The sequence below is a fragment of the Arthrobacter sp. SE2 genome, assembly GCF_058244265.1.
This window is the reverse complement of sequence record NZ_JBZAYA010000008.1, coordinates 184387-208889: the sequence shown is the minus strand read 5'-3', so window position 1 is coordinate 208889 and position 24503 is coordinate 184387. Positions and strand designations below refer to the sequence as shown.

Genomic DNA, 24503 nt, shown 5'->3' with positions numbered 1-24503 from the left:
ACTACCGCCGTTATGGCCAAGATCATTGCATTTGATGAAGAGGCACGCCGCGGTCTCGAGCGGGGTCTGAACATCCTCGCCGACGCCGTCAAGGTCACCCTCGGCCCGCGTGGACGCAACGTCGTCCTCGAAAAGAAGTGGGGCGCCCCCACGATCACCAACGATGGCGTTTCCATCGCTAAAGAGATCGAACTGGACGACCCGTTCGAGAAGATCGGCGCAGAGCTGGTCAAGGAAGTTGCCAAGAAGACGGACGACGTCGCTGGCGACGGCACCACCACTGCCACCGTCCTGGCCCAGGCACTGGTCAAGGAAGGCCTGCGCAACGTAGCTGCCGGCGCCGACCCGCTGTCCCTCAAGCGCGGCATCGAGAAGGCTGTTGAAGCCGTCATCCGCGAGCTGCTCGCCTCCGCCAAGGAGATCGAGACCAAGGAAGAGATCGCTGCCACGGCTTCCATCTCTGCCGGCGACACCGAAATCGGTAACCTCATTGCTGAAGCCTTGGACAAGGTCGGCAAGGAAGGCGTCATCACGGTCGAGGAGTCCAACACCTTCGGCCTTGAGCTTGAGCTCACCGAAGGCATGCGCTTCGACAAGGGTTACATCTCCGCTTACTTCGTCACCGACGCAGAGCGCCAGGAAACCATCCTCGAAGACCCGTACATCCTGATCGTCAACTCCAAGATCTCCAACGTGAAGGAACTCGTTGCGGTCCTGGAGAAGGTCATGCAGTCCAACAAGCCGCTGCTGATCATCGCCGAAGACATCGAGGGCGAGGCCCTGGCCACCCTGATCGTCAACAAGATCCGTGGCACCTTCAAGTCCGTTGCCGTCAAGGCTCCGGGCTTCGGTGACCGCCGCAAGGCACAGCTCGCCGACATCGCCATCCTCACCGGTGGCCAGGTCATCTCCTCCGAGGTCGGCCTCAGCCTCGAGAACGCAACCCTCGAACTGCTCGGCAACGCCCGCAAGGTTGTTGTCACCAAGGACGAGACCACCATCGTCGAAGGTGCCGGCGACGCCGACGCCATCGCCGGCCGCGTGGCGCAGATCCGTGCCGAGATCGAGAACTCCGATTCCGACTACGACCGCGAGAAGCTGCAGGAGCGCCTGGCCAAGCTGGCCGGCGGCGTTGCAGTCATCAAGGCCGGTGCCGCAACCGAGGTAGAGCTCAAGGAGCGCAAGCACCGCATTGAGGACGCAGTCCGCAACGCGAAGGCTGCCGTTGAAGAAGGCATCGTCGCCGGTGGTGGCGTTGCCCTCATCCAGGCCGGTGCCAAGGCATTCGCCAACCTGCAGCTCGAAGGCGACGAAGCAACGGGCGCCAACATCGTCCGCGTTGCCATCGACGCTCCGCTCAAGCAGATCGCTTACAACGCCGGCCTCGAGCCGGGCGTTGTCATCGACAAGGTCCGCGGCCTGCCGTCGGGCCACGGCCTGAACGCTGCAACCGGCGTTTACGAGGACCTGCTGGCCGCCGGCGTCAACGACCCCGTAAAGGTCACCCGCTCGGCTCTCCAGAACGCTGCGTCCATCGCTGGTCTGTTCCTGACCACCGAGGCCGTTGTTGCCGACAAGCCGGAGAAGAACGCTCCGTCTATGGGTGGCGGCGACGACATGGGCGGCATGGGCGGCTTCTAAGCCCCCGCGCTGGCTCACTAGCCACACGCACGACGACGGTCCCCACTTCAGGTGGGGGCCGTCGTCGCCGTTTAACGACGCTCGCTCACCTATATCGGGTTTTGGCCCGACGCTCGCTCACTTGTGTGGGGTTTTGGCCCGACGCTCGCTCACTGCCTCGCGGTCCGGGAGTGTCGGGGCGGTCTGGCAGGATGGAAACCATGACGATTATTGCTGCCGCCGATGGTTCTGCCCTCGGCAATCCCGGGCCTGCCGGCTGGGCCTGGTACGTGAACGACTCTTGCTGGAGGGCCGGCGGTTGGCCGCACGGCACCAACAACCAGGGCGAGCTCATGGCGGTGCTCGACCTCTTCCGGTCCACGGCACACGTGCCCGATGAAGAGCTGAAGATTCTCTGCGACAGCCAGTACGTCATCAACTCCATCACCAAGTGGATGCCGGGATGGAAGCGCAAGGGCTGGCGCAAGGCCGACGGAAAGCCCGTCTTGAACGTCGATCTCCTCAAGGACATCGACCAGGCCATTGTCGGCCGCAAGTACACGTTCGAGTGGGTCAAGGGCCACGCCGGCCACGACCTCAACGAGGCCGCCGACGAGCGCGCCCGCGCTGTCGCCACCGCGTTCCAGCAGGGAACAGCTGCTCCCGGCGGACCGGGTTATCCGGGGGCTGATGAAGCTGCACGCTCCTTTGCCCGCACGCCAGCAGCGCGCACGCCGTCAGCCCGCACAGTGCCTGTGGAAGCGCCCTCGCTTTTCGACGACCACGACGACGCCGATGCCCCGGATGAAGACCTCACGTTGTTCGGCGGTCAGGACCTCTTGAGCGGGTCATCCTTGCCTAACGCGCCGGCGGCGTTCATGGAACAGGAGCCGTTCATCGAGTCCACTTTGTTCGCCGGAGACGACGAGGAAACAGTCCTTGGCCAGGCGCGCGGGCGCTCAGACGAAGAAACGGTGATTCTCCTTGAGAAGGAGCTCCTGAGGCCCGACGTCAGGGGAGACCTTGGGCGTACGGGGATCCTGTTGCACCCGGACTTCACCGAGATTGGCAGCTCCGGACGTGTGTGGTCCCGCGATGAGCTCATGATGGCGTTGGAGGGCGATCCAGGCGAAACCGCGGAGGTCGAGATAATTTCCGCAGAGCGCATCTCCAGCAACGCCATGCTGCTCAATTACAGAAGTTATGGGCGAACCGGCTCGGCATTGCGGAGCTCGATCTGGTTGCTCGACGACGGCCGCTGGCGGTTGCGCTTCCACCAGTCGACGCCGGAGAAGTAACGGGGCGGAAGCAGACGAACCGCGCAAGGCAACTGAACCCTGGAAAGCAACTAGATCCCGGCGGAGGGCAGAATAACCGCCCCGCCGGGACCTTCCAGCCTCAGTTACTAGTAGCTGAACCGCTGGGTGTTGCCTTGCTCGGTCTGGAGGTAGCTTGCCGCGGCGGAGGACAGTGCCATGTTGATGGATGCGAGTGAGGCCTCCACCTTGTTCTGGGTCAACGTCCACTCGGAGACGAGGGCCTGGAAATTGTTGGCCGCTGACCCCTTCCAGGTGGCTTGGAGCTCGTCCAGGCCACGTTTCATCGCCTGGACGTCGGCGCTGATGCGATCCACGGTGGCCTTGACGTTGGCGGACTTGAGCTGGAGCAGTTCGGTATCGACGGATATGACGCTCATAGGGCGTTGCCTTTCAACTAAAGGGGTCCGCAGGTGCGGCTGGCTTGTGGTCCACACAATGAGCCTAGAAGCCGTCACATGGCGCAGGCAGAGCCGAATCTTCCTATGTGGACAACTCGCTACATCAAGCCGCCCAGCATAGAAAACTGCTAGTCGGAGATCTCCGCGTCGGCGATACCCGCATCTTCAGGTACCTCGGACATGTCGTCCTGGAAGGGGAGGCTGACAACCAGGGTGGCCCCGCCGCCGTCGGTCTCTTCGACCCTGACGGTACCGCCGTGGGACCCCACAATTGCAGCGACAATCGCGAGACCGAGCCCGCTGCCGCCTGTCTCCCGCGTGCGTGAAGTATCCGCCCTGTAGAAGCGCTCGAAGATCCGGGGCAATTCCTCGGCCGGAATGCCGCTGCCGTGGTCCCGCACCTCGAGAACGGATAAGGGACCGCCGGGCGTGTTCCGCACCCCCACGGCGAGCTCGATCGGCGTTCCTTCCGGGGTGTATCTCAGGGCGTTGCCCACCAGGTTTCCGAGCACCTGACGAAGCTTGGCCTCGTCACCCTGGACGGGGGCAGGCGCTGCCGCTCCGCCGTCGAGCCCCGTGAGTGAAATCTTCCGCTCGCCGGACGTCGCGAATGAGTCCACGACGGCGTCGTTCGCCAGCAGGTGCAGGTCCACCGGCTTGAGCTGCAACGGCCGTTGTTCGTCCAGGCGGGCAAGCAGGAGCAGGTCTTCCACCATGGATCCCATCCGCTTTGCTTCGCTCTCGATCCTTCCCATGGCGGTGCCCACATCTTCCGGCGTGGCAAGGGCGCCGTGGCGGTAGAGCTCGGAGAAACCGCGAATAGTGACCAAGGGGGTCCGCAGTTCGTGGGAGGCGTCGGCGGCGAATCGCCGCATTCTCGCCTCGGAAGCCGCCCGGGCCGCGAAGGACGACTCGATGTGGGCGAGCATCGCGTTGAGGGAAGCACCCAAGCGACCGACTTCGGTGACCGGGTTTTCGACCTCCACGCGGCGTGAGAGATCACCGGCGGCGATAGCGGCTGCAGTCTTTTCAACGCGTGAGAGGGGACGGAAGGAACGTGCAACAGTCCAGGTGGCGATGAAGAACGCGAGCACCAGGGTCAAGAGTCCGACGCCGACCACTACGAGCGTGGCGTGTTCCATGACTTTGTCCACGGGGGACAGGGGCAGCCCGACGATCACTACTGCGTTTTGCCCGGTCCGGTTGTCCACGACGTTGACCGCCACCACACGCCAATCGCCGCCGGCGGTGCCGTTCACCTGGAAGGGTGCGTAATTGCGGTTCTTGGCTTCACCCGGTGTGATGGTGGCGATGCTCGGCCGATCCGTCTTGCTGCCGCCGAACGGATACGGCGGCTGGCCCTGGACGTAGAGCGTCAACGAATAGTCCGTGGGCACGGCAGGGCCCGCCTCAGACAGATTGGCGAAAGATTGCTGTTGCTGGGCGATCTGGACCGCAGCCTTGAGTTTGTCATCCACTTGCCCTTGGAGGTAGCTCTTGACGAGCGTCAGCGTCCCGGCGCCCGTGGCGGCCAGGGCAAGGAGCAGCAGCCCCATGATGATGGCGACCAGCTGCGACCTGAGGGAGGCCGACTTCCAACGGTTGAACAAGGTCAGCGCTTCTCGGCCGTCCGGAGTACGTAACCGACGCCGCGCTTGGTCTGGATCAAGGCGGTGGCATCCGGGTCAATGTCCACTTTGCGCCGGAGATAGGAAATGTAGGACTCCACTATCGAGGCATCGCCGTTGAAGTCGTATTCCCAGACGTGGTCCAGGATCTGCGCCTTGGAAAGCACCCGGTTGGGGTTCAGCATGAGGTAGCGCAGCAGCTTGAACTCGGTGGGCGAGAGCTCGATGATGGTGCCGCCGCGGCGGACCTCGTGCGCGTCGTCGTCGAGCTCCAGGTCATCCACGCGGATGACGGCGTCGTCGTCTTCCATCGGCTGCGTGCGGCGCAGCACGGCGCGGATCCGGGCCACCACTTCATCCAGGCTGAAGGGCTTGGTGACGTAGTCGTCGCCGCCCACGGTCAGGCCCGTGACCTTGTCTTCCGTGTCGTCCTTGGCCGTCAGGAACAGGACAGGGAAGTGCTTTCCGGCGGCGCGAAGGCGGCGGGTGACAGTGAACCCATCCATATCCGGGAGCATGACGTCCAGGACCGCGAGGTCCGGGGCGTGAAGTTCGGCGGCAGCGAGCGCTTCGCGGCCGTTCGACGCCGCAACGACCTCAAAGCCAGCAAAACGCAGCGAGGTGGAGAGCAGCTCACGGATGTTGGGTTCGTCGTCGACAACGAGGAGCTTGGCTTCGGGACCGTTCTTTTTCATACCATTCATGATGCTCCCAGTTTCTGGGAGTTGACTGGATGCTTGTTGTGAGAATTATCGGGGTGTCGTGGTTGTGGGCCCGGGCTAACTGCCGAGAGCGAGCCCGACACCGAGTCCCACCATGGTGACGGCAATCCCTCCGTCGAGGATCCGCCAGGACGCCGGCCGCGCAAAGAATCCGCGCAGCAGTTTTGCCCCGAACCCGAGTGAACAGAACCAGAGAATACTGCCCAGCATGGCTCCGGCGCCGAACCACCACTGCAGGCCGGGCCCTTGCGTGTTCGCTACGGATCCCAGGAGCAAGACAGTGTCCAGGTAGACATGGGGGTTGAGCCACGTCAGTGCCATGACGGTTGCCAGCGCGGCCGCCAGTCCGCTTCGACCGACACCCGAAGGCCCGGGACCAGCGGACACGAGGGCTTGTGGCTTGAGGATCCGCCGTGCCGCCATCACGCCGTACGTCACCAGGAATGCCGCGCCGACATAGCGGAGAACGACGACGGCGGCAGGCGCCGCGGTGAGCAGGGCGCCTGTGCCGAGTACCCCGGCCGCGATGAGCACGGCGTCCGAGATAGCGCACACTGCAACGATTGCTCCGATATGTTCGCCGCGGATTCCTTGCCGCAGGACGAAAGCATTTTGGGCGCCAATGGCAACAATGAGGGCCAGTCCTGTGCCGAGGCCCAAGCCGGCAGCGTGGAAGACGTCGTGGGAGTTCATTCTTCGAGGCTAAGTTTCGCCCTTGACATTAGTCCAGCTAAATATTCTTAGGTATCGTAATATCGTCTTATGGCCAGATTCTCATCCGAACAGCTGCACACCTTCGCCGCTGTGCTCGCGGAAGGTACACTCGACGCCGCTGCCCGATCACTGAACATCACGCCGTCGGCCGTCTCCCAGCGTCTCAAGGCGCTTGAACAAGCATCCGGCAGGGTATTGCTGCAGCGCAGCAATCCGGTCCAGGCGACGGAGTCGGGACATGTGGTGCTCAGGCTGGCGCGGCAGCTCGCCCAGTTGGAGGCCGACGCCGAGCTCGAACTCGGCCTGCCGGGCGAGTCGCCGATGGTTTCGGTCCCGATCGTGGTCAACGCGGATTCCTTGTCCGTCTGGTTCCTCAGGGCACTCACAAAGGTCCCTGCGGAGCTGAACGCCGTCTTCGATCTTCACCGGGACGACGAGCAGTATTCCACGTCCATGCTGCGCGCCGGAACGGTGATGGCCGCCGTGACAGCGACTCCCGAGCCGGTACAGGGCTGCCGGGTGGAGCCGCTGGGGAGCATGCGATACCGTGCTGTCACTACGCCGGAATTCAGGGCGCGGTGGCTTCCCGACGGGGTCGATGTCGCCGCGCTGGGCGCAGCTCCGGCCGTGGACTTCGACCGCAAGGACGAGTACCAACATCGTTTCCTGGAACTCCTCGGCGGGGCTGGGCGTGGGATGGAGCCGGCAGGCCCGCGCCACTATGTTCCGTCCAGCCAGGAGTTTGCCGAGGCCATTCGCTTGGGGCTCGGGTGGGGACTGCTGCCTGAACCTCAATGCGGCCGGGAGATAGCCGACGGAGACTTGGTGGAACTCGCGCCCGAGCAGCCCTTGGATGTGCCCTTGTACTGGCAACGGTGGCGGACACCGTCGCGGATCCTGGACGCCGTGACTGAGGCGGTCCGGAGCACCGCCGCGGAAGTGCTGCGCAGGGCCTGACGATGCTGCGCAGGGCCTGACAAGCGGGCCAAAAGCCAACACGCCGCGGGCACAGTCCTAAATTGTCGGAGCCCCGTTTCACACTGGAGCCATGGAAAACAAACAAGAATCACGCGTTGAAATTCAAAACCGTCGAATTCCATGTCAGCTACCTGGACACGCTCTCTGAACGCATCGAGCACGAGGCATTCAGCGACCGCCCCGCCGCTGAACGCTTCGCCGATGCGCAGCTCAAAGACGAGGACTCCTGGGCTGTGATCGACGCCGTCGTGCTGCAAGCAGCGGAGCACCAGGAACGCGCGGAACAGCTGGTTGCGTAGCCCTCAAGCTGCCAGCCCTAGGTCGCCCAGCCCCTACGCGGCGGGTACGTCCTTGGCGTCCATGATCCGGTAGGCGTAGCCCTGTTCGGCGAGGAACCGTTGCCGTTTGGCGGCGAAGTCCTGGTCGAGGGTGTCCCTGGCCACCAAGGAGTAGAAGCGTGCTGCACGGCCGTCGTGCTTGGGGCGAAGCAAGCGCCCCAATCGTTGAGCCTCTTCCTGGCGGGAACCGAAAGATCCAGATACCTGGATCGCCACGGAAGCCTCGGGCAGGTCGATCGAGAAGTTGGCCACTTTGGACACCACAAGGGTCTTGATGTCACCGGCGCGGAAGGCATCGAACAGCTTCTGCCGCACCTTGACTGTTGTATCGCCCTTGATTACGGGAGCGTCCAAACGCTCGCCGATCTCATCCAACTGGTCGATGTACTGGCCTATCACCAGCAGCTGCTCGCCTTGGTGCAGGGCCACGAGCTGCTCCACCAAGTGGGTCTTGGTCTCCGACGTCGCGCAGAGCCGGTACTTGTCCGCATCCTCCGCCATCGCGTAGGCCACGCGCTCGTCCCGGGGCAGGTCTACCCGCACTTCCACGCAGTCCGCCGGCGCAATGTAGCCCTGGGCTTCGATGTCTTTCCACGGTGCGTCGTAGCGCTTGGGGCCGATCAAACTGAAGACCTCACCCTCGCGACCATCCTCACGCACAAGGGTCGCAGTGAGCCCGAGACGCCTCCGGGCCTGCAGGTCCGCCGTCATCCGGAAGATCGGAGCCGGCAGGAGATGGACCTCGTCGTAGATGATGAGTCCCCAGTCGTGCCCGTCCACGAGTTCCAAGTGCGGGTAAAGGCCTCCGCGTTTCGTGGTCAGGACCTGGTAGGTGGCGATCGTGACGGGTCGGACTTCCTTGACCGCGCCCGAATACTCGCCGATCTCCTGCTCCGTCAGCGACGTCCGTTTGAGGAGCTCGTCCTTCCATTGCCGGGCCGCGACAGTGTTGGTGACCAGGATCAGCGTGGTGGTGGAGCTGGTAGCCATGGCTGCGGCCCCCACCAAGGTCTTGCCCGCACCGCAGGGCAGCACGACGACGCCGCTGCCGCCTGCCCAGAAGTTCTCCGTGGCAAGCTTCTGGTATGGCCGCAGGTGCCAACCGTCCTCGTTCAGGGCGATCAGGTGCGGAGTGCCGTCCACGTAGCCTGCGAGGTCCTCGGCCGGCCATCCGAGCTTGAGCAGTAATTGCTTGAGCTGTCCCCGCTGGGAGGAATGCACCACCACGGTTTCGCCGTCGATCCTCGGCCCCAGCAAGGGTGCGATTTTCTTGGCCCGGATGACTTCCTCGAGGACGGGGTAGTCGGTGGTGCGCATGACCAGTCCGTGCTGCGGATCCTTTTCGAGGCGCAAGCGGCCGTAGCGGGACATCGTCTCTTCGATGTCGATCAGCAAGGAGTGCGGCACCGGGAAGCGGGAGTAGCGCAGGAGCGTGTCGAGGACTTTTTCGGCGTCCAGTCCTGCGGCGCGCGCATTCCAGAGGCCCAGAGGGGTGAGCCGGTAGCTGTGGACGTGTTCGGGGGCACGCTCCAGCTCGGCGAACGCCGCAATCGCATGCCGTGCCTCGGTAGCGAGCTCGTGGTCGACTTCCAGCAGGATGGTTTTGTCGCTCTGTACGATCAGCGGACCGTCGCTCACTATTGCTTCCTCACTTGTGCGGTTCCCCCGCGGGCTCCACATCGATGATGCGGTGGATGGACAAGACTCTCTCGGTATCCCTGGCGGCGTCGAACACCCTGACGCGTCCTCCCGACACCGATACCGGAACAACGGTTTCGGTATTGGAATTCCCCAAGCCGTCCACCACGTTCATCGTGACCGCTTGCTTTAGCCGGATGGCCCTCTGCAGGGTTTCGAGTCCCAGTTGCGTTGCCACCTCGCCGGTCGATTCGCCATGGACCGCGCGATGGTGCCTCAGCACCGCGAGCTGGGCGTCGACGTCGTCGTCCGGCGGTGCAATGCGGGGCGCAGTGTAAACGGGGCGGACGCCCCCGGCCACGGCCGTCGTCCTCTTGTAGCGCACGACGGCGGTCTCCGCCTCCTGCACGGCAGGCGAGAGTCCCAGCTCGCGCAGCACCCTCGCGGTCTCCCGGGGGCTCGCGGCGGAGGTCAGTACTGTGGGGGCGATCCGGACAAGTCCCAGGCTCGCGGCTCCCGGCTCCCGAACGAGCTCGGCGATGGCGGCCTCGTCGTCGCTTTGGATGAAACTGGGGCTGCTGGCGACACGCAGCCGGCCGTGCCTGGAGGCGATGTCCTTGATCAAGTAGCGGAGCGGTTGGGGAACATCGGTGGCGGAGTGGGTGTGCAGGAACGCGAGGATGGTTTCCGCGTCCTGGCCGGCGTCCAACGCGCGGCGGATCGAATCTCCGGAGAAGCGGAAGATCGTGGCCGGGCCCTGGCCTTCGGCGTCGGCGATCAAGAGCAGTTTTTCGCTCAGTTCAGGTGCCAGGTACCCCGGGGCGACGGCGGTCAGGTCGGCTTGGAGCAGGACATGATTGACGGCCGCGGGCAGGTGTTCGCCGAGGATACTGAGGGCCAGCTCGGGCTGTTCGGTGGCGATCGCCGAACCAAGCTGGGTCAGGGCGCCAGAGCCCATGAGCCCGAGGAGTTCGGCTTCGTGCAGGATTCCGCGGACAAGGGAGCTGAACCGTCGAGACATCCGGGGCTGGGTCCATTCCGCGCGTTCCATGACGGCTTCGGCGTTGAGCACAGGAGCCTTGCCGTCCGGTGCTTCTACTTCGAGGGTGAGCTCTTCGAGGATCTCCAGGATCCGTTTGCGGACCAGCGGGGCGTCAGGGCGTTGGGCCTCGGCGGACAGGGCGTTGATTGAACTTGCCGGAGATCCGGACCGCGGTGCCGTGGTGGCGGGCCCGGGGAGGGTTTGGCCCACGAGGGAAGGAGCGCGCTCGCTGGCGAGCCAGGCGTTGACCAGCCAGAGCCACTGTTCCTGGCGGGGGAGCGTGAGCCATTCCACCGATGGCGGCTGCATCCAGGTGGAACTGTCCACATCGAGGCGCAGCAATCCTGACAAGGCACTGAGCTCGAGGATCAGGGCGGTCTCGGACAACCCCAGGCGGAGGCTGTCTGCCAGGCGTTTGAGTTCACGCACGCCCACCCCTCCACTGCGCAGGGTAACCACCGGCTGCTCGCGGACCGCGTACAGGAGGTCGCCCACCAGCCGAAGCGCTTCGGCGATGGCACCCATGGCGGCATTCCGGCGCAAAGCTGCACTCGTCTGGCCCAGCTCCGGCACGGGAGGCTTCAACGTGAAGTGATCCACGATCGCGCCGCCGCGCAGCGACAAACCGACGCTGTGCGGGAGCTCAACGTGGCCGGCGTCCAGGGGGACAAGCAAACCTCGGGCCAAGAGCCAGTCCACGGGACCGACGTCGCGGCCTTCATGGAGCACGGAAGCCTTGCGCTGGGCCTGGGGAACGGCGCCCATGGCCCAGTTGCCGAACTTGTTCAAAAGCGGACGCGTCCGTACAGGTGCCTCGGACAGGATGTGCTTAAGGTTCTCCGGCGTCGATGTCCAACGTTGCAGCGCCAGCGCCGCTTCCATGGGCGTCGTGGCGGCCAGGATATTGGCTCCGCTTTGGTGGAGTTCGGCAACGAGGTGCACCACGCGCTGGGCGAAGGCCGGTTGCAGCCGCACCAACTCGGTGTAGCTGCGGCCCAAACCGGCCGGGTAGATGCCGATGACGTCCTTGAGGCTGCCCACCGGCAAGTAGAAACGCTGCCGGCCTGGATTGTGCACCGTAGCCGGCGGATCGGCCCGGTGGATGAGGGCCAGTTCCTGGAGTTTGTTCAGGATCGGCTCGAGCGCGGCAAGGGTGGCGCCGTTGATGCACTTCTTCAGTCCCGTCGCGGAGACGCTGTGGCCAGTGTCGGTGTTGGTGCACAGGTGGAGCGTCTCGAGTACTTGCATCTCCGGTTTGTTGAGCCGTTCCAGGGCGCGCTGCACGCTGACCCGGGCACTTGCCCGCGCCGCGAGTGCAGCGAAGTCCGGGACCACGGGGGAGATGAGGTCCGGCCGCGCGGCAAACAGGGCCCGCAGCGAATCATCGCTGCGCGCTTCCAGTTCCTTGCTGAGCGCGCGAATGAGGGACATCAGTTCAACGTTACAGCCAGCCGGGTCCGCCGACGGGCTTTCCGGCTGCTCATTGGCGGCGCCGCGCCCACACGGAGTCAACCACCAACGCGGCCATCAAAATGAAGGCGAGCGGCAGCCCGTAGAGAGCGGTGGACGTGACCCAGACCGGTGCCACTCCGTCGGCGAAAGCGACCGCCATGACGGCGACGACGGCCGCCAGGGAAAGGACTGCGACGACTGCGGCAACGATGGTGAGCGGGCGGCGGAAGTCGTGGGGAATCATGGAAGCAACGCTAACAGTCCCGGGCCGCATCCCCTGTTCCGGGGCCAGGGTGCAGTTCGGTTGCGGACAAAGGCGGCGAGACCTGCCTGCGGGGGTCTCAAAGCGCGAATCCGCTGCCGGGCAGGATAACCTTGAAGCAATAGACCAACACGGTCCAGGCAGTTACCCCTATTCCCGCAGTATCCTGCGGATGCGGTGGCGCGCCGGCCGTGTCTCGCAAGTAAGAACGAAGAAGGTTGATTACGTGCCCACCGGCAAGGTCAAGTGGTATGACAAGGAAAAAGGCTTCGGATTCCTCGCAGCAGAGGACGGCCAGGAAGTATTTCTGCCCAAATCCGCACTGCCCGAAGGTGTAGCGGATCTCAAGGCGGGCACCCGGGTTGAGTTCGGCGTCGCCGACGGTCGCCGGGGCGCGCAGGCGCTGGGACTCCGCGTGCTGGATAAGTTGCCATCCATCGCCAAAGCCAAGCGTATGAACGCCCGCGAGCTCGCTCCGGTAGTCCAGGACCTCGTATCCGTCCTGGACAATCTCTCCGGCACGTTGTCCGCCGGTAAGTACCCTGAAGGCGCCAAGGGCAAGGCCATCGCCGCAGCCCTGCGCAAGGTTGCCGACGAGCTGGAAGCCTAAACCTGCCATGACATCAACGGCGAAACCCCGCACCGGCCTTCCTGTGTGGCGCGTCGGCAAGCCGGACGCTTTCCTTGCGGCCGCCGTCGACGTCGCCCGTAACGCCGTGGAGACCATTGCAAAACCGGCCGAAATCGGACCCCACATTGCCGCGCGCTCCGAAGGCGAACGAGTCGTCACGCACCTGTTCGAATCGCGGCTGGCCGGCTACGGCGGGTGGCAGTGGTACGCCGTCGTGACCCGCAACTCGCGCTCCAAAGTGGTCACGGTCAGCGAGCTTGGCCTGCTGCCTTCGGAGGACTCCATCCTCGCTCCCGAATGGGTGCCCTGGGCAAAGCGCGTCCGTCCCGAGGACGAGGCTACCGAGGCCGAAGAATTGGCGGACGAGGCTGGCGTTCCCGTTGACGCGGACGACGACGGCGGCCCCTCCGACGAGGACGTCGCTACCTCCGGTGACGAACAAGAGAACGACGACGCCGACGACATCGAGGCTGACTAGCCCTTGGCGGACCCGGCGAGTGAATTCCCTGAAGGTGGAAACTGATGTCCACCTTCAAATCGCTCGGTGTCCTTAACTACCGCATTTGGTTCATCGGTGCCCTTATTTCCAATATCGGCACGTGGATGCAACGGACGGCCCAGGACTGGCTGGTTTTCGCCCACCTGAGCAACCACGATGCCGGCGCGATGGGCGTGACCTTGGCCCTCCAACTGGGTCCGCAGCTTTTCCTGGCCCCGTGGGCCGGACTGCTTGCCGACCGCTACAGCCGGCGCAGGCTCCTGGTCATGACCCAATCGGCCATGGCGGTCCTGAGCACTGGTCTGGGACTCCTGGTCCTGAGCGGTGCAGCGCAGTTGTGGCATGTCTATGTGTTCGCGTTGTTGCTTGGCGTCGTCTCGGCACTTGACGCCCCGGTGCGCCAGACCTTCGTGTCGGAGCTGGTCAAGGACGACTATCTTTCCAACGCCGTCGCTTTGAACAGCGCGTCCTTCAACGTTGCCCGCATGATCGGTCCCGCCGTGGCCGGCGTGTTGACGGTCGCGGTGGGGCCTGGCTGGGTATTCATGATCAATACCCTGACCTTCCTTGCCATGCTTGGCGCGATCCGGGCCATTCCCCTTTCCTCCTTGCGTGTCCAACCCCGCGCCGCCGCGGGCAAGGGCCGCATCCGTGAAGGGCTTCGCTATGTCCGCAATCGCCCGGACATTGTGGTTGTCCTGGTCGCGATTTTCATCATGGGCACGTTCGGCCTGAACTTCGTCCTCTTCATCGCGGCCATGGTCGGCACGGAGTTCGGTATGGACGCGGGGGCATTCGGGCTGCTCAACTCGGTCATGGCGATCGGCTCCGTCGCAGGAGCATTGCTTTCCGCCCGGCGAGGGCGGCCACGCATGCGGCTCATCTTCGCGGCGGCGGGCGGGTTCGGCCTTGCGAGCGGACTGGCCGCCCTGGCTCCGAACTACACCATGTTTGCCTTGGCGCTGATTCCCTGTGGACTGTTTGCCCTGACCATGATCACGAGCGCCAACGGCTACGTGCAGTCCACCACGGAACCCGTCATGCGAGGCAGGGTCATGGCACTTTACATGGCCATCTTTATGGGTGGAACGCCCATCGGCGCACCGTTCGTCGGCTGGGTGTCCAACGTCGCCGGACCCAGATGGGCTGTGGGCGTGGCCGCCGTCGCGGGCGCCAGCACCGCCGTCGTCGGCATCGTGTGGATCATCCGCGCCCGCCAGCTGCGGCTCCGTTTCGATAGCAGCGCCCGCGGCATCCGGTTCTTCCGCATTGAGTCCCAAGGCGCCAGTGGCGCTGTTAATGAGGCTAGCGCTGTTAAAGAGGCTAGCGCCGCCCGGGATCCTCTCCCGGACGACGCCGACCAGTCCTGACCGCGGGAACGCGGCAGGCCCTTACTTCTTCAGTTCGCCCACCACGAAGTCGATGCTGGCGAGCAATGCAGAGACGTCGTCCGGCTCGATGGCAACGAAGGTAGCAATGCGCAGCTGGTTGCGGCCCAGCTTGCGGTACGGCTCCGTGTCCACAATCCCGTTGGCGCGCAGCACCTTGGCGATGGCCGCGGCATCGATCGAGTCGTCGAAATCGATCGTGGCAATGACATTGGAGCGGTCCTCGGCCTTCGCGACGAACGGGGTGGCGTACTCGGAAGCCTCGGCCCAGTCGTAGATCCGGCCTGCGGAGTCCGCGGTGCGTCCGGAAGCAAAGTCCAGGCCGCCATTCTTGTTGAGCCACTGGACCTGGGCATCCAACGTCACCAAGGTGGACAGGGACGGGGTGTTGTAGGTCTGGTTGAGCTTCGAGTTGTCGATAGCCGTCTGCAGATCGAGGAAATCGGGGATCCAGCGGCCGCTTGCCTTGATGCGGGCCGCGCGCTCCAGGGCGGCGGGGGAGAAGAGCCCCAGCCACAGGCCGCCGTCGGAGGCAAAGTTCTTTTGCGGGGCGAAGTAGTAGACGTCAGCTTCGGCAACATCAACATCCAGGCCGCCGGCTGCGGACGTCGCATCCACCAGGACCAAGGCGCCGTCGTCACTGCCCTGAACCCGCTTGACCGGAGCGGCCACGCCCGTCGAAGTTTCGTTCTGCGGCCATGCGTATACGTCCACGCCTGCTTCGGCCTGGGAAACCGGCCGGGTGCCAGGCTCGGACTTGATAATGGACGAAGTTTCAAGGAAAGGTGCCTTGTTGGTTGCCGAAGCGAACTTGGAACCGAACTCACCGAAGGAGAGGTGCTGGGCCTTCTTCTCGACCAGGCCGAAGCTGGCGACGTCCCAGAACGCGGTGGAGCCTCCGACGCCGAGGATCACCTCGTAGCCCTCGGGTGCAAGGAAGAACTGGCTAAGTCCCTCGCGGACGGAGCCCACCAGGTTCTTGACGGGTGCCTGGCGGTGGGAGGTGCCGAGGATCGTTGTCGAGGCGGCGGAGAGGGCCTCGATCTGCTCCGGGCGGACCTTGGAGGGCCCGGCGCCGAAGCGGCCGTCCTTGGGCAGCAAATCGGCGGGGATAGTGATGCTGTTGTCGCTCACGGGATGCTCCAATGGTGAAGTAGCGGCCTAGATGGGTCGTGGCAGGTGGCAAGCTGCCCCTTCGACTCCCCAATTCTGCCTGAAGCCGCAGGCGGGGGCAGAACCGAAGCTGTCATAGTCCGCCACGTGGAAAGCACTTGTTCGGGGCGGCGCTGGACAAGCGCCGGAATTATCCGGAGTAATTCCAAATAAGCTAAGCTTGGAGCTGGCGAAAATACGCAAGATACTGCGCTCGAGGAGCTGAGCTGGATGACGGATCTGATCGATACCACTGAGATGTATCTTCGGACCATTTTGGAGCTTGAAGAAGAGAACATCGTGGCTCTTCGCGCACGCATCGCCGAGCGCTTGCGGCACTCCGGCCCCACCGTTTCCCAGACGATCGGGCGGATGGAGCGCGACGGTCTGGTGATTGTGTCCAACGACAGGCACCTTGAGCTGACCGAAACGGGCCGGAAACGCGCCACCGAGGTCATGCGCAAGCACCGGCTCGCCGAACGGCTCCTGGCAGATGTCATTGGACTGGACTGGGCCTACGTCCACGATGAAGCATGCCGCTGGGAGCATGTCATGAGTGAGCGCGTGGAACGGCGGCTCTATGAACTGCTGGACCACCCCACGGAATCGCCTTATGGCAACCCCATTCCCGGACTCGAAGCGCTCGGCGGAGTCGCGTCCCACGCCTTTACGGATGGCGTGGTCAATCTTCTTGACGCGATGAACGAATACTCACCTGAAAACAGGGTCACCGTCAGTCGACTGGCTGAACCGATCCAGGTGGAGCCTGAACTTCTGGTGCAGCTGGACGAGGGTGGAATCCGCCCCGGCGCCAGGGTTTCCCTGGAACGTGTGGGGGAGTACATCTCCGTTCGCGTGCCCAATATCGACGGCGCGCTGGAGCTGCCGCCCGAGGTTGCCTCGCACGTGTTTGTCACGGTCGCCTAGCCGGCCCGCCGATGCGGTCGGCAAAGGTAACGAAATTATTACCGCGGGGGCTTAATCCCCTATAGTTAAATACTGGCGCCGATACCAAAGCGTTACCTGATCCGAAGCCGAGTTCTGCCAGCGGATCAGGTGGATTAGTCCATTCACTGGCAGAAACGGAGGAACCACCATCGGCTGTCGAAAGACGGCCTTGGGGTGAAGTCCGTAGCAGGAGTGCGAACAGCGCAAGGCCCCTCCGGGTACCTTGCGTTTTGTGCCCTTCGCGCGGACCGGGTCCACGATCTCTCTGGCCCGAATCCGACAGCTAACTTCGCAGGCTTGCCAGAGAGGAAAACCTTGACCACGCAGAACACCAGGGGCCGCAGGCGCGCGTCCGGTCCTACTGCTGTGCTGCGGAGCACAACCGCCGTCGAGCACGACCGGCCCCGCGATCCCCATCGCGAACTTCGCCGCCGCAAGGGTCCCTTGCGGCAGATGGCCGAGTTCGCCGCCGCAAGCGGAGCAGGACAGAAGGCCGGAGTGGCCCTTGCCGCTACGGGCCTCATCCTGACGGTCGCCTTGCCGGGCGCCGGCGCTATGACGGCCACGCCCGAGTCAAACCAAACCGCCTTGGCAGTGGGCAGCCAGCCTGAGATTCCGGCCGCGGCGAGCGCCACGATCGACTTCAGCCGTGCTGCGGTTTCCACCACTGCAGATCCGGACACCAAGCTTAAGCAGCTCTTGAGTGCGCAGTCCGTCGGTACCATCAAGACGTCGTCCTCCAAGGGCACCCTGGGGGCGCCGCTGGACACCCTGACAACGGCCTCGCCTTTCGGCTACCGCGTGAATCCCATCACGGGCGGCTTGGGAGAGTTTCACCGAGGTCAGGACTTCGTGGCCCAGTGCGGCACCCAGGTCCATGCTGCCGCGGCCGGTAAGGTCACTTTCGCTGGCTGGCATCCGTATGGCGGCGGAAACCGCATTGTGGTGGACCACGGCAACGGCCTGGAAACCACGTACAACCATTTGTCGTCGTTCAACGTCCAGGTGGGCCAAACGGTCAGCCGCGGCGATGTCATTGCATTGAGCGGCACCACGGGCGCCTCCACGGGCTGCCACCTCCACTTTGAAGTCATGGTCAACGGCGACGTCGTTGACCCCCTGGGCTGGCTGTAGCCAATCCGATGGAAGCCTCTCGCATGCTTGTCACGCTCCGTGACCTGAATGTGACATTCAGCCAAAACTCATGTACCGTCTAAGACGCATCAACTTTTAGAGAGTTGATGCACTCGAGTGGATTGCCTAGCTCTGCCACTGCTCGAGGTTCCGTTCGCAAAACATCGTCTGGCAGAGGCGGGGGACCCACTTTTGGTCATCTTCACGGATGGCCTTGGGGTTAAGTCGCACAACTTCCGAGAGGGAGAAGTGTGGCCGGATGACTCCCATCCGAATCCGACAGCTTACCTCGCGGGCATAGGGAGAGGCCTCTTAACGTGTCTTCACGCTCTACTGTTGCGCGCCACCGTGCCGCGGTCACCAAGACCAACTCGCTTGCCGTTATCGCTAAGACTGTCGGCAGCAACGCCGGTGGCGTAGGCCGTCAGGCAGCGGTTATCGCAGCTGCTTCCGGTCTGGTGCTTACTAGCGGTATCGCAGCCAACGCTGCAGAAACCAATGTCCCCCGCGAGTCCACTTCGACCTCCGCCCTGGAAGTCCAGTCCATCGCCCAAGCCAGCATTTCGGCCGACTCCTCCGTCGCCATCAAGTACGAGCGCCCGGCGGTCTCCACCGAAGCTGCTCCGGTTGTCGCAGCTCCGGTTGCCACGCAGGAAGCTGCTCCGGCCACGCAGGCTGCGACGGGTGCCGCTACCGGCGCCTCGACGCTCTCTGTCACCGCTGCTGTTTCACCCGCCACGAAGGTTGCCAGCGGCAAGGGCGCAGCGATTGCTGCCGCAGCTTACGCTCAGCTTGGCGTTGCCCAGGACTGCACCGCCCTGGCTTCGAACTCCCTGGCCGCTGTTGGGATCAACTTCCACGGCTGGCCGGCAGACTACCTCTCCCTTGGCCGTACGGTCAGCGCTGCTGAAGCGCAGCCGGGAGACTTGGTCTACTACCAGAACGGTGGCATGGGCATGGCCCACATCGCCGTTTACGTCGGCAACGGCATGGCAGTCCACGGCGGCTGGAACGGTGGCACCACCGCCCTTTACAGCGTCAACGTTGGCTCCGGCCCGGTCTTCATCCGCGTTGGTGGCTAAATAGCTCCGGCTACATAGCTTCACTGGAACATCCCCGCTGGTCCGCCGGCGGGGATGTTCTGTTTTAACCAGCATGCGCTAAATCACTGCTCCAGGCAGTCTCAAAGGGACGATTCGAGGAGTATCTCCCGGGTGCGTGAAAGGTTCCGGCCATGTGTCCGGCACATGAACTTTGACCTACACCGCGCTGGAACTCCCGCAAGGATTCGTTGATCTGGCCTCCGGGTGTTTACTCTTAGGTTGTCGATCCACAGCCCGTACATGCAGAGGGCAGCCGGCCCTCGCGCCCCTGACGGGTGCGGCCGTGAAGAGGTACGTGCATGCGCACACTCGTTCTGAATGCTGGATATGAACCGCTGGCGGTAGTAACCTTCCGCCGGGCGCTGGTCCTTGTGCTCACCGGAAAAGCGAGCGTAGTGGCCGAAGGCGACGAGCCTGTCGTCGGGCCACAGGAGATTCTCGGACGTCCCTCCGTGATTCTGCTCAATCGCTACATCCGGCCGAGGTACAACACCATGACGGCGGTTACACGCCGCGGCGTCTTGCGCCGCGACGGTCACCGTTGCGCCTATTGCGGGAAAGCAGCGCACACCATTGACCACGTCCACCCCAAATCCAGGGGCGGCGCGGATTCCTGGGAAAACCTGGTGGCAGCGTGCTTGCGCTGCAACAACGCCAAGAGTGACCACACCCCTGCCGAGATGGGCTGGAAACTGAGGTTCACTCCGGCGGCGCCCACCGGGGCTATCTGGCAGATCAAGGAGCTTGAGAAACCTGCGCCCGCATGGGATCCCTTCCTCCTGCCCGAATCGGCGGCCTGAACCGGAATTGAGCCTGCTTCCCGGGTAATCTGGGCGGGTGGACTTTGATGCGGTGATATTGGCGGGTGGCAAGTCCTCCCGCCTCGGCGGCGTGCCCAAAGCCCAGTTGAGGTACGACGGCGCCACCCTCCTTCAGCGTGCCGTCGCGGCTTCGCGCGGCGCCGGGAGGGTCGTCGTCGTCGGACCGGATCCCGGCACTTTGCCGGACGGCACATTGACCGCACGGGAGGACCCGCCCTACGCCGGACCGGCAGCCGCGATCGCCGCCGGACTCTTCGCCCTAGGGCAAGACAGAGAAGCGCAAGACGGCGAAGGGCAAGACACCGAAGCGCAAGAAGGCGTGAGCCCGTCCCCGGAACATGCGCCCTGGGTCCTGGTCCTGGCCTGCGATATGCCCCTGGCCGCCGCCGCGGTTCCGGTCCTGCTTCGGGAACTTGCAGGCCACGAGGAAGCGGAAGGGGCCATGTCCGTATCCGCCGACGGCCGGAAGCAGCCGCTGCTCGGCATCTACCGGGTATCTGCTTTGCAACGGGAAGTGCTGGCAGCGGCAGAACAAGGTGGCCTGGCCAACGCCGCGGTCTTCCGACTGCTTGCTAGGCTTGATCTGCTGGCCGTGCCTGTCCCCGCGGGGTCCACCGATGACGTGGATACCTGGGACGATGCCGCGGCGCTTGGAGTGGACGGCGACCTGCCGTGACAACAGCTGGACCGGACAGTGGAGGCGGATCGTGAAGAGCCAGGAAGAAACGCTCGAGGAATGGTGCAGGAGCCTGCTGCAAGCGTATGAGCTGGAAGACGTCGAGATCGACATCAACGAGATCCTGTCCCTGGCAGGCGTTGCAGCCCATTCAGTGGTCCGGCCGGCGGCTCCCTTGACCACCTTCATTGCGGGCTTCGCGGCTGGACTTGCTGCGGGTTCGGGACAAGCGACTGAAGCTGCATCGATGGATGCCGCCATGGGCCTGGCCCGCACGCTCGCGAAGGACTATACGAATCCCGGAACCGACGCCGGATGACGGATGCCCCCGGGCATGTCCCGCATGCCGACCACTTGTGGGCCGAGGCACGGCAACTTGCCTTCGATAGTGCCACGCCCATTCCCGCCGCGCCCATTGCGTTGAAGGACGCCATCGGCAGGACCTTGGCCGCGGATGTCCACGCCCTGCAGGACCTGCCGCACTATGCGTCCTCTGCGATGGATGGCTGGGCGGTCAACGGCAGCGGCCCATGGATCCTCGCCGAACCCGGCCATCGGCTGGCACCGCACCAAGCGAGTCCTATCGCCACCGGTGGCCTGATCCCGCCGGGGGCCAAGGCCGTGCTGCGGAGCGAGAGCGGGGTCCTGAGCACGGACGAAGATGGCTTGCCGCTGCTCGCGCTCGGCGGGAACGCGAAGCCGGGCGAACCGCGCAACGGTCAACACATCCGCAACGCGGGAGAAGAAGCTGCGGCGGGCGAGCTGCTGATCAAATCGGGCGTCGTCCTGAACCCGGCCCATCTCGCCCTGGCTGCCTTGGCCGGGCGCGATGAACTCGACGTGCTGGGCAAGCCCCTCGTGAAAATGCTCCTGACCGGTTCCGAAGTGGTGACCGCGGGTGTCCCGGTCCCCGGGCGGGTGCGGGATACTTTCGGTCCCCAGCTTGGCGCCGTCGTCGAGCTCCTTGGCGGGATCCGCGGCGAGCAAATCAAGGTGGGCGACTCCTATGAAGAATGGCTCTCGGGCCTTGAAGAAGGCGAGCTGTCGCCGGACGCGCCACCCGCCGACGTCGTCATCACCACCGGTGGAACCGGCCGCTCGGGGACCGACCACTTCCGGCGGGCCATTGCGGATCTCGGCGGACGCTTGCTGATTGACGGAATTGCGATGCGTCCGGGACATCCTGGCGTGCTGGCCGAACTGCCCGACGGGCGCTTCGTGCTGGGTCTCCCCGGCAATCCGCTCGCGGCCATGATGGTCCTTTTCACGATCGGTGCACCGCTTCTCGCGGGGCTGGGGCACGGGGCGCTGCCGGAGGTCGGCGAGGTTCCTTGCGGTGCAATGCTCGACGCCGATCCCGGACGCACGCGCTTGCTTCCCTTCAGGTTCGTGTACGGCCTGGCCTCGCCGGCCCAGCATGCGGGGCCCGGGATGATGCGCGGCCTCGCCAGTGCGGACGGAGTCATGGTGGTGCCGCCGCACGGCGTGCAACTGGGCGAGGCAGTGCCCGCTTTTCCGTTGCCGTGGGGGCCGCCGCTTCCCCTGCCGAAGTCCTCGGAAGACAAGGCCAAGAAGACTCCTGCCAAGCCGGCCCGCAAGGTTTCGTCCGGGCCGGTCGACTGGAGCGCCCTGACAGGCTGAGAGTTCCGGCGCCGAATGGACGCGGGTGGATTAGAGAGTCAGGCCTTGCAATGATGGGGACATGAACAGGCATGCACCCGAGCAGGACATCAACGAAGATGACCTCCAGATCCACCCACCAAAGCGCTCCGCCGCGGGCGTCAAGGCAGTCACCGTGGCATTGGAACGCGGTTGGGCCCAAGCGGGCGTCAGCCGGACCGTCAAGTCAATGCTCCGCGTCAACCAACGGGACGGCTTCGACTGTCCCGGCTGCGCCTGGCCGGAGTCCATCACCGGCAAACGCAGTCCAGCCGAGTTCTGTGAAAACGGTGCCAAGGCAATCGCCGAGGAGAGCACCACTCGCGTGGTCGACGCGGAGTTCTGGGCACGGCACTCCCTGGCCGAACTCAAGGACAAGACCGAATACTGGCTCGGCAGCCAAGGCCGCATTGCCGAGCCGGTCGTCATCCGCCCTGGCGACACACACTATTCTCCGATCAGCTGGACGGATGCTTTCGCCCTGATCGGCGAACACGTGAATGCCACCACGCCGGACCGCTGCGTTTTCTACACCTCCGGGCGCACGGCCAACGAGACCGCGTTCATGTACCAGCTGTTCGCCCGCAGCCTGGGCACCAACAACCTGCCCGACTGCTCGAACATGTGCCACGAGTCTTCCGGGAGCGCCCTCAACCCGACCATCGGCATCGGCAAGGGCACAGTCTCGCTGGAAGACATCCACGAAGCGCAACTGGTGCTCGTCGTGGGCCAGAACCCGGGCACGAACCATCCGCGCATGCTCTCCGCCTTGCGTGATTGCAAGAACAACGGGGGCAAGGTCGTCGCCGTCAATCCTCTGCCGGAAGCCGGGCTCTTGAACTTCAAGGATCCCCAGTCGCTCAACGGCGTGGTGGGCGGTGGCACGGACATCGCCGATGAATTCCTGCAGATCAAGGTGGGCGGCGACCTTGCCTTGTTCCAGGCATTGGGCCACCTCCTGCTGGAGGAGGAGAAGCGGCAGCCGGGAACAGTGGTGGACCGCGCCTTCATCGAGGCGCAGACCGACGGCTTCGAGGCCTACGCCGAGGCCCGGGCGGCGCTGGATTGGGTCGAGACGGAACGCGCCACGGGCTTGAGCCGCATTGAAATCACCAAGGTGGCCGGCATGCTGGCCGCTTCGAAGGGCACCATCATTTGCTGGGCGCTGGGCCTGACCCAGCAGCCCCACTCTGTGGATACCTTGCGGGAAATCATCAACCTGCTGCTCTTGCAGGGAAACTTCGGCAAGCGTGGCGCCGGCGCCTGTCCCGTCCGTGGCCACTCCAACGTGCAGGGCGACCGCACCATGGGCATCTGGGAGAAGCCTTCCGAAGGCTTCCTGGCAGCCTTGGACAAAGAGTTTGGATTCACGACCCCCCGGGCGCACGGGTACGACTCCGTGGAAACCCAACACGCCTTGGAGAAGGGCGAGGTGGACGTGTTCGTTTCCATGGGCGGCAACTTCGCCGCGGCAGGCTCGGACACCGTCGCGCTGGAGGAAGGGCTCAAGAGGGCCGGGCTGACGGTGCACATCTCCACCAAGCCCAACCGTGCCCACGTGGTGCACGGCAAGACCTCCCTGATCCTGCCTACCCTGGGCCGAACGGACACGGACGACAAACACCCGGGCGGACGGCAGATCCTCTCCGTGGAAGACTCCATGTCCGTCATCCACTCCACCCAAGGCCGCTTGACTCCGATCTCGGAGCATTTGCTCAGCGAACCTGTCATCGTCGCACGAATGGCACAGGCGGTCCTCGGGGACAACCACCCTGTGGATTGGCGTGCCATGGCCGAGGACTACGACGTCATCCGGGACCACATCTCCAGGGTGATCCCCGGTTTCGAGGACTTCAACGCAAGGGTGCGGACCAAGAACGGCTTCGTCCTGCCCAATCCACCACGCGACACCCGCACGTTCGCAACGGACATCGGGAAGGCACGATTCACCGTGAGCCCGCTGGAGTACCTTGAAGCCCCGGCCGGCCACCTGATCCTCCAGACGGTCCGCAGCCACGACCAGTACAACACCACGTTCTACGGCTTGGACGACCGCTACCGGGGCATTTCCGAAGGCCGCCGGGTCATCCTGGTCCACGAGGACGATCTCAGCGAACTCGGCTTCGAGGACAGGGACATGGTGGACGTCATCTCCACTTTCGGCGGAACGGAACGCCGGGCGGACAAGTTCCGGCTGGTTGCCTACCCCACGGCCAAGGGTTGCGCAGCCGCGTACTTCCCGGAGGCCAACGCCCTGGTCCACCGGGAACTCGTTGCCCGCGAATCCAACACGCCCGGCTACAAGGCCATGACGGTGCGGTTCGTCAAGCACGGTGAAGCTGCCGAACACAAGGAAGCCGCCGGAACGGTGGGTATCTGAG

Annotated in this window: 23 protein-coding genes and 2 riboswitches; of the genes, 15 read left to right on the top strand and 8 right to left on the bottom strand. The window is 64.4% G+C overall.

What is annotated here, in order from left to right:
• The first annotated feature begins 12 nt into the window (after positions 1-12).
• Both groL and AC4CS3_RS13355 read left to right on the top strand, forming a co-directional pair.
• The gene (groL, locus tag AC4CS3_RS13360; protein ID WP_269998773.1) at positions 13-1641 is read left to right on the top strand and encodes a chaperonin GroEL; all 1629 of its coding nucleotides are present in this window, start codon (positions 13-15) and stop codon (positions 1639-1641) included.
• A 200-nt stretch (positions 1642-1841) separates the two neighbouring features.
• Positions 1842-2918: an RNase H family protein gene (locus tag AC4CS3_RS13355; protein WP_490783890.1), complete on the top strand. Its 1077-nt coding sequence runs from the start codon at positions 1842-1844 to the stop codon at positions 2916-2918.
• A 107-nt stretch (positions 2919-3025) separates the two neighbouring features.
• Here the strand turns inward: AC4CS3_RS13355 and AC4CS3_RS13350 are convergent, their stop codons facing one another.
• From AC4CS3_RS13350 to AC4CS3_RS13335, 4 genes are all read right to left on the bottom strand, one after another.
• Entirely contained in the window at positions 3026-3316 is a 291-nt protein-coding gene (locus AC4CS3_RS13350; RefSeq protein ID WP_490783889.1) for a WXG100 family type VII secretion target, read from the bottom strand.
• 149 nt (positions 3317-3465) lie between these two features.
• Entirely contained in the window at positions 3466-4947 is a 1482-nt protein-coding gene (locus AC4CS3_RS13345) for a sensor histidine kinase (protein WP_490783888.1), read from the bottom strand.
• A gap of 2 nt (positions 4948-4949) precedes the next feature.
• Positions 4950-5660, bottom strand: coding sequence for a response regulator transcription factor (locus tag AC4CS3_RS13340; protein ID WP_234751552.1), 711 nt, complete (start codon positions 5658-5660; stop codon positions 4950-4952).
• A gap of 84 nt (positions 5661-5744) precedes the next feature.
• The gene (locus tag AC4CS3_RS13335) at positions 5745-6380 is read right to left on the bottom strand and encodes a LysE/ArgO family amino acid transporter (RefSeq protein WP_490783887.1); all 636 of its coding nucleotides are present in this window, start codon (positions 6378-6380) and stop codon (positions 5745-5747) included.
• Between the two features lie 69 nt (positions 6381-6449).
• Here AC4CS3_RS13335 and AC4CS3_RS13330 point away from each other — a divergent pair, with 69 nt between their 5' ends.
• Both AC4CS3_RS13330 and AC4CS3_RS13325 read left to right on the top strand, forming a co-directional pair.
• Positions 6450-7358: a LysR family transcriptional regulator ArgP gene (locus AC4CS3_RS13330; protein ID WP_490783886.1), complete on the top strand. Its 909-nt coding sequence runs from the start codon at positions 6450-6452 to the stop codon at positions 7356-7358.
• Between the two features lie 116 nt (positions 7359-7474).
• Positions 7475-7678: a hypothetical protein gene (locus AC4CS3_RS13325; RefSeq protein WP_490783885.1), complete on the top strand. Its 204-nt coding sequence runs from the start codon at positions 7475-7477 to the stop codon at positions 7676-7678.
• 33 nt (positions 7679-7711) lie between these two features.
• Here the strand turns inward: AC4CS3_RS13325 and AC4CS3_RS13320 are convergent, their stop codons facing one another.
• The 3 genes from AC4CS3_RS13320 to AC4CS3_RS13310 are packed head-to-tail and all read right to left on the bottom strand — an operon-like array spanning position 7712 to position 12093.
• The gene (locus tag AC4CS3_RS13320) at positions 7712-9355 is read right to left on the bottom strand and encodes a DNA repair helicase XPB (RefSeq protein ID WP_490783884.1); all 1644 of its coding nucleotides are present in this window, start codon (positions 9353-9355) and stop codon (positions 7712-7714) included.
• A gap of 10 nt (positions 9356-9365) precedes the next feature.
• Complete coding sequence (locus AC4CS3_RS13315; RefSeq protein WP_490783883.1) at positions 9366-11828, bottom strand: helicase-associated domain-containing protein; 2463 nt, start codon at positions 11826-11828, stop codon at positions 9366-9368.
• Positions 11829-11877: 49 nt separating this feature from the next.
• Complete coding sequence (locus AC4CS3_RS13310) at positions 11878-12093, bottom strand: hypothetical protein (protein WP_441413740.1); 216 nt, start codon at positions 12091-12093, stop codon at positions 11878-11880.
• Between the two features lie 244 nt (positions 12094-12337).
• On the opposite strand from AC4CS3_RS13310, the gene AC4CS3_RS13305 reads away from it, so the two are divergent.
• Genes AC4CS3_RS13305 through AC4CS3_RS13295 form a run of 3 tightly spaced genes read left to right on the top strand, consistent with a single transcriptional unit; the run spans position 12338 to position 14611 of the window.
• Positions 12338-12721, top strand: a complete 384-nt coding sequence (locus AC4CS3_RS13305; RefSeq protein WP_059388199.1) for a cold-shock protein — start codon at positions 12338-12340, stop codon at positions 12719-12721.
• A 7-nt stretch (positions 12722-12728) separates the two neighbouring features.
• Complete coding sequence (locus AC4CS3_RS13300) at positions 12729-13220, top strand: DUF3027 domain-containing protein (protein WP_441413741.1); 492 nt, start codon at positions 12729-12731, stop codon at positions 13218-13220.
• A gap of 44 nt (positions 13221-13264) precedes the next feature.
• A complete protein-coding gene (locus AC4CS3_RS13295; RefSeq protein ID WP_490783882.1) occupies positions 13265-14611 on the top strand; it encodes an MFS transporter in 1347 nt (448 codons plus the stop codon).
• Between the two features lie 21 nt (positions 14612-14632).
• Here AC4CS3_RS13295 and serC read toward each other — a convergent pair whose 3' ends face one another.
• Complete coding sequence (serC, locus tag AC4CS3_RS13290; RefSeq protein WP_490783881.1) at positions 14633-15763, bottom strand: phosphoserine transaminase; 1131 nt, start codon at positions 15761-15763, stop codon at positions 14633-14635.
• 249 nt (positions 15764-16012) lie between these two features.
• Between serC and AC4CS3_RS13285 the strand changes: the two genes are divergently transcribed.
• The 8 genes from AC4CS3_RS13285 (at position 16013) to AC4CS3_RS13250 (ending at position 24502) form a co-directional block, all read left to right on the top strand.
• Complete coding sequence (locus AC4CS3_RS13285) at positions 16013-16708, top strand: iron-dependent transcriptional repressor DtxR (protein WP_345452396.1); 696 nt, start codon at positions 16013-16015, stop codon at positions 16706-16708.
• Between the two features lie 126 nt (positions 16709-16834).
• Positions 16835-17042: riboswitch (cyclic di-AMP (ydaO/yuaA leader) on the top strand.
• Positions 17043-17044: 2 nt separating this feature from the next.
• Positions 17045-17863, top strand: coding sequence for a M23 family metallopeptidase (locus AC4CS3_RS13280; RefSeq protein WP_490783880.1), 819 nt, complete (start codon positions 17045-17047; stop codon positions 17861-17863).
• A 145-nt stretch (positions 17864-18008) separates the two neighbouring features.
• Positions 18009-18175: riboswitch (cyclic di-AMP (ydaO/yuaA leader) on the top strand.
• A 5-nt stretch (positions 18176-18180) separates the two neighbouring features.
• Complete coding sequence (locus tag AC4CS3_RS13275; RefSeq protein ID WP_441413746.1) at positions 18181-18945, top strand: NlpC/P60 family protein; 765 nt, start codon at positions 18181-18183, stop codon at positions 18943-18945.
• A gap of 320 nt (positions 18946-19265) precedes the next feature.
• Positions 19266-19766: an HNH endonuclease gene (locus tag AC4CS3_RS13270; protein WP_490783879.1), complete on the top strand. Its 501-nt coding sequence runs from the start codon at positions 19266-19268 to the stop codon at positions 19764-19766.
• Positions 19767-19803: 37 nt separating this feature from the next.
• The gene (gene mobA / locus AC4CS3_RS13265) at positions 19804-20463 is read left to right on the top strand and encodes a molybdenum cofactor guanylyltransferase (RefSeq protein WP_490783878.1); all 660 of its coding nucleotides are present in this window, start codon (positions 19804-19806) and stop codon (positions 20461-20463) included.
• 31 nt (positions 20464-20494) lie between these two features.
• The gene (locus AC4CS3_RS13260; RefSeq protein ID WP_234751566.1) at positions 20495-20782 is read left to right on the top strand and encodes a DUF6457 domain-containing protein; all 288 of its coding nucleotides are present in this window, start codon (positions 20495-20497) and stop codon (positions 20780-20782) included.
• A complete protein-coding gene (locus tag AC4CS3_RS13255; protein ID WP_490783877.1) occupies positions 20779-22104 on the top strand; it encodes a molybdopterin molybdotransferase MoeA in 1326 nt (441 codons plus the stop codon). The genes AC4CS3_RS13260 and AC4CS3_RS13255 overlap by 4 nt, the downstream gene beginning before the upstream one ends.
• 61 nt (positions 22105-22165) lie before the next feature.
• Positions 22166-24502, top strand: a complete 2337-nt coding sequence (locus AC4CS3_RS13250) for an FdhF/YdeP family oxidoreductase (RefSeq protein WP_490783876.1) — start codon at positions 22166-22168, stop codon at positions 24500-24502.
• The last annotated feature ends 1 nt before the right edge of the window (position 24503 follow it).

Coding starts and splice junctions, on each gene's coding strand:
- groL (WP_269998773.1), top strand. CDS start 13: ATGGCCAAGATCATTGCATTTGATGAAGAGGCACGCCGCGGTCTCGAG.
- AC4CS3_RS13355 (WP_490783890.1), top strand. CDS start 1,842: ATGACGATTATTGCTGCCGCCGATGGTTCTGCCCTCGGCAATCCCGGG.
- AC4CS3_RS13350 (WP_490783889.1), bottom strand. CDS start 3,316: ATGAGCGTCATATCCGTCGATACCGAACTGCTCCAGCTCAAGTCCGCC.
- AC4CS3_RS13340 (WP_234751552.1), bottom strand. CDS start 5,660: ATGAAAAAGAACGGTCCCGAAGCCAAGCTCCTCGTTGTCGACGACGAA.
- AC4CS3_RS13335 (WP_490783887.1), bottom strand. CDS start 6,380: ATGAACTCCCACGACGTCTTCCACGCTGCCGGCTTGGGCCTCGGCACA.
- AC4CS3_RS13330 (WP_490783886.1), top strand. CDS start 6,450: ATGGCCAGATTCTCATCCGAACAGCTGCACACCTTCGCCGCTGTGCTC.
- AC4CS3_RS13315 (WP_490783883.1), bottom strand. CDS start 11,828: ATGTCCCTCATTCGCGCGCTCAGCAAGGAACTGGAAGCGCGCAGCGAT.
- AC4CS3_RS13310 (WP_441413740.1), bottom strand. CDS start 12,093: ATGATTCCCCACGACTTCCGCCGCCCGCTCACCATCGTTGCCGCAGTC.
- AC4CS3_RS13300 (WP_441413741.1), top strand. CDS start 12,729: ATGACATCAACGGCGAAACCCCGCACCGGCCTTCCTGTGTGGCGCGTC.
- AC4CS3_RS13295 (WP_490783882.1), top strand. CDS start 13,265: ATGTCCACCTTCAAATCGCTCGGTGTCCTTAACTACCGCATTTGGTTC.
- AC4CS3_RS13285 (WP_345452396.1), top strand. CDS start 16,013: ATGACGGATCTGATCGATACCACTGAGATGTATCTTCGGACCATTTTG.
- AC4CS3_RS13270 (WP_490783879.1), top strand. CDS start 19,266: ATGCGCACACTCGTTCTGAATGCTGGATATGAACCGCTGGCGGTAGTA.
- AC4CS3_RS13255 (WP_490783877.1), top strand. CDS start 20,779: ATGACGGATGCCCCCGGGCATGTCCCGCATGCCGACCACTTGTGGGCC.
- AC4CS3_RS13250 (WP_490783876.1), top strand. CDS start 22,166: ATGAACAGGCATGCACCCGAGCAGGACATCAACGAAGATGACCTCCAG.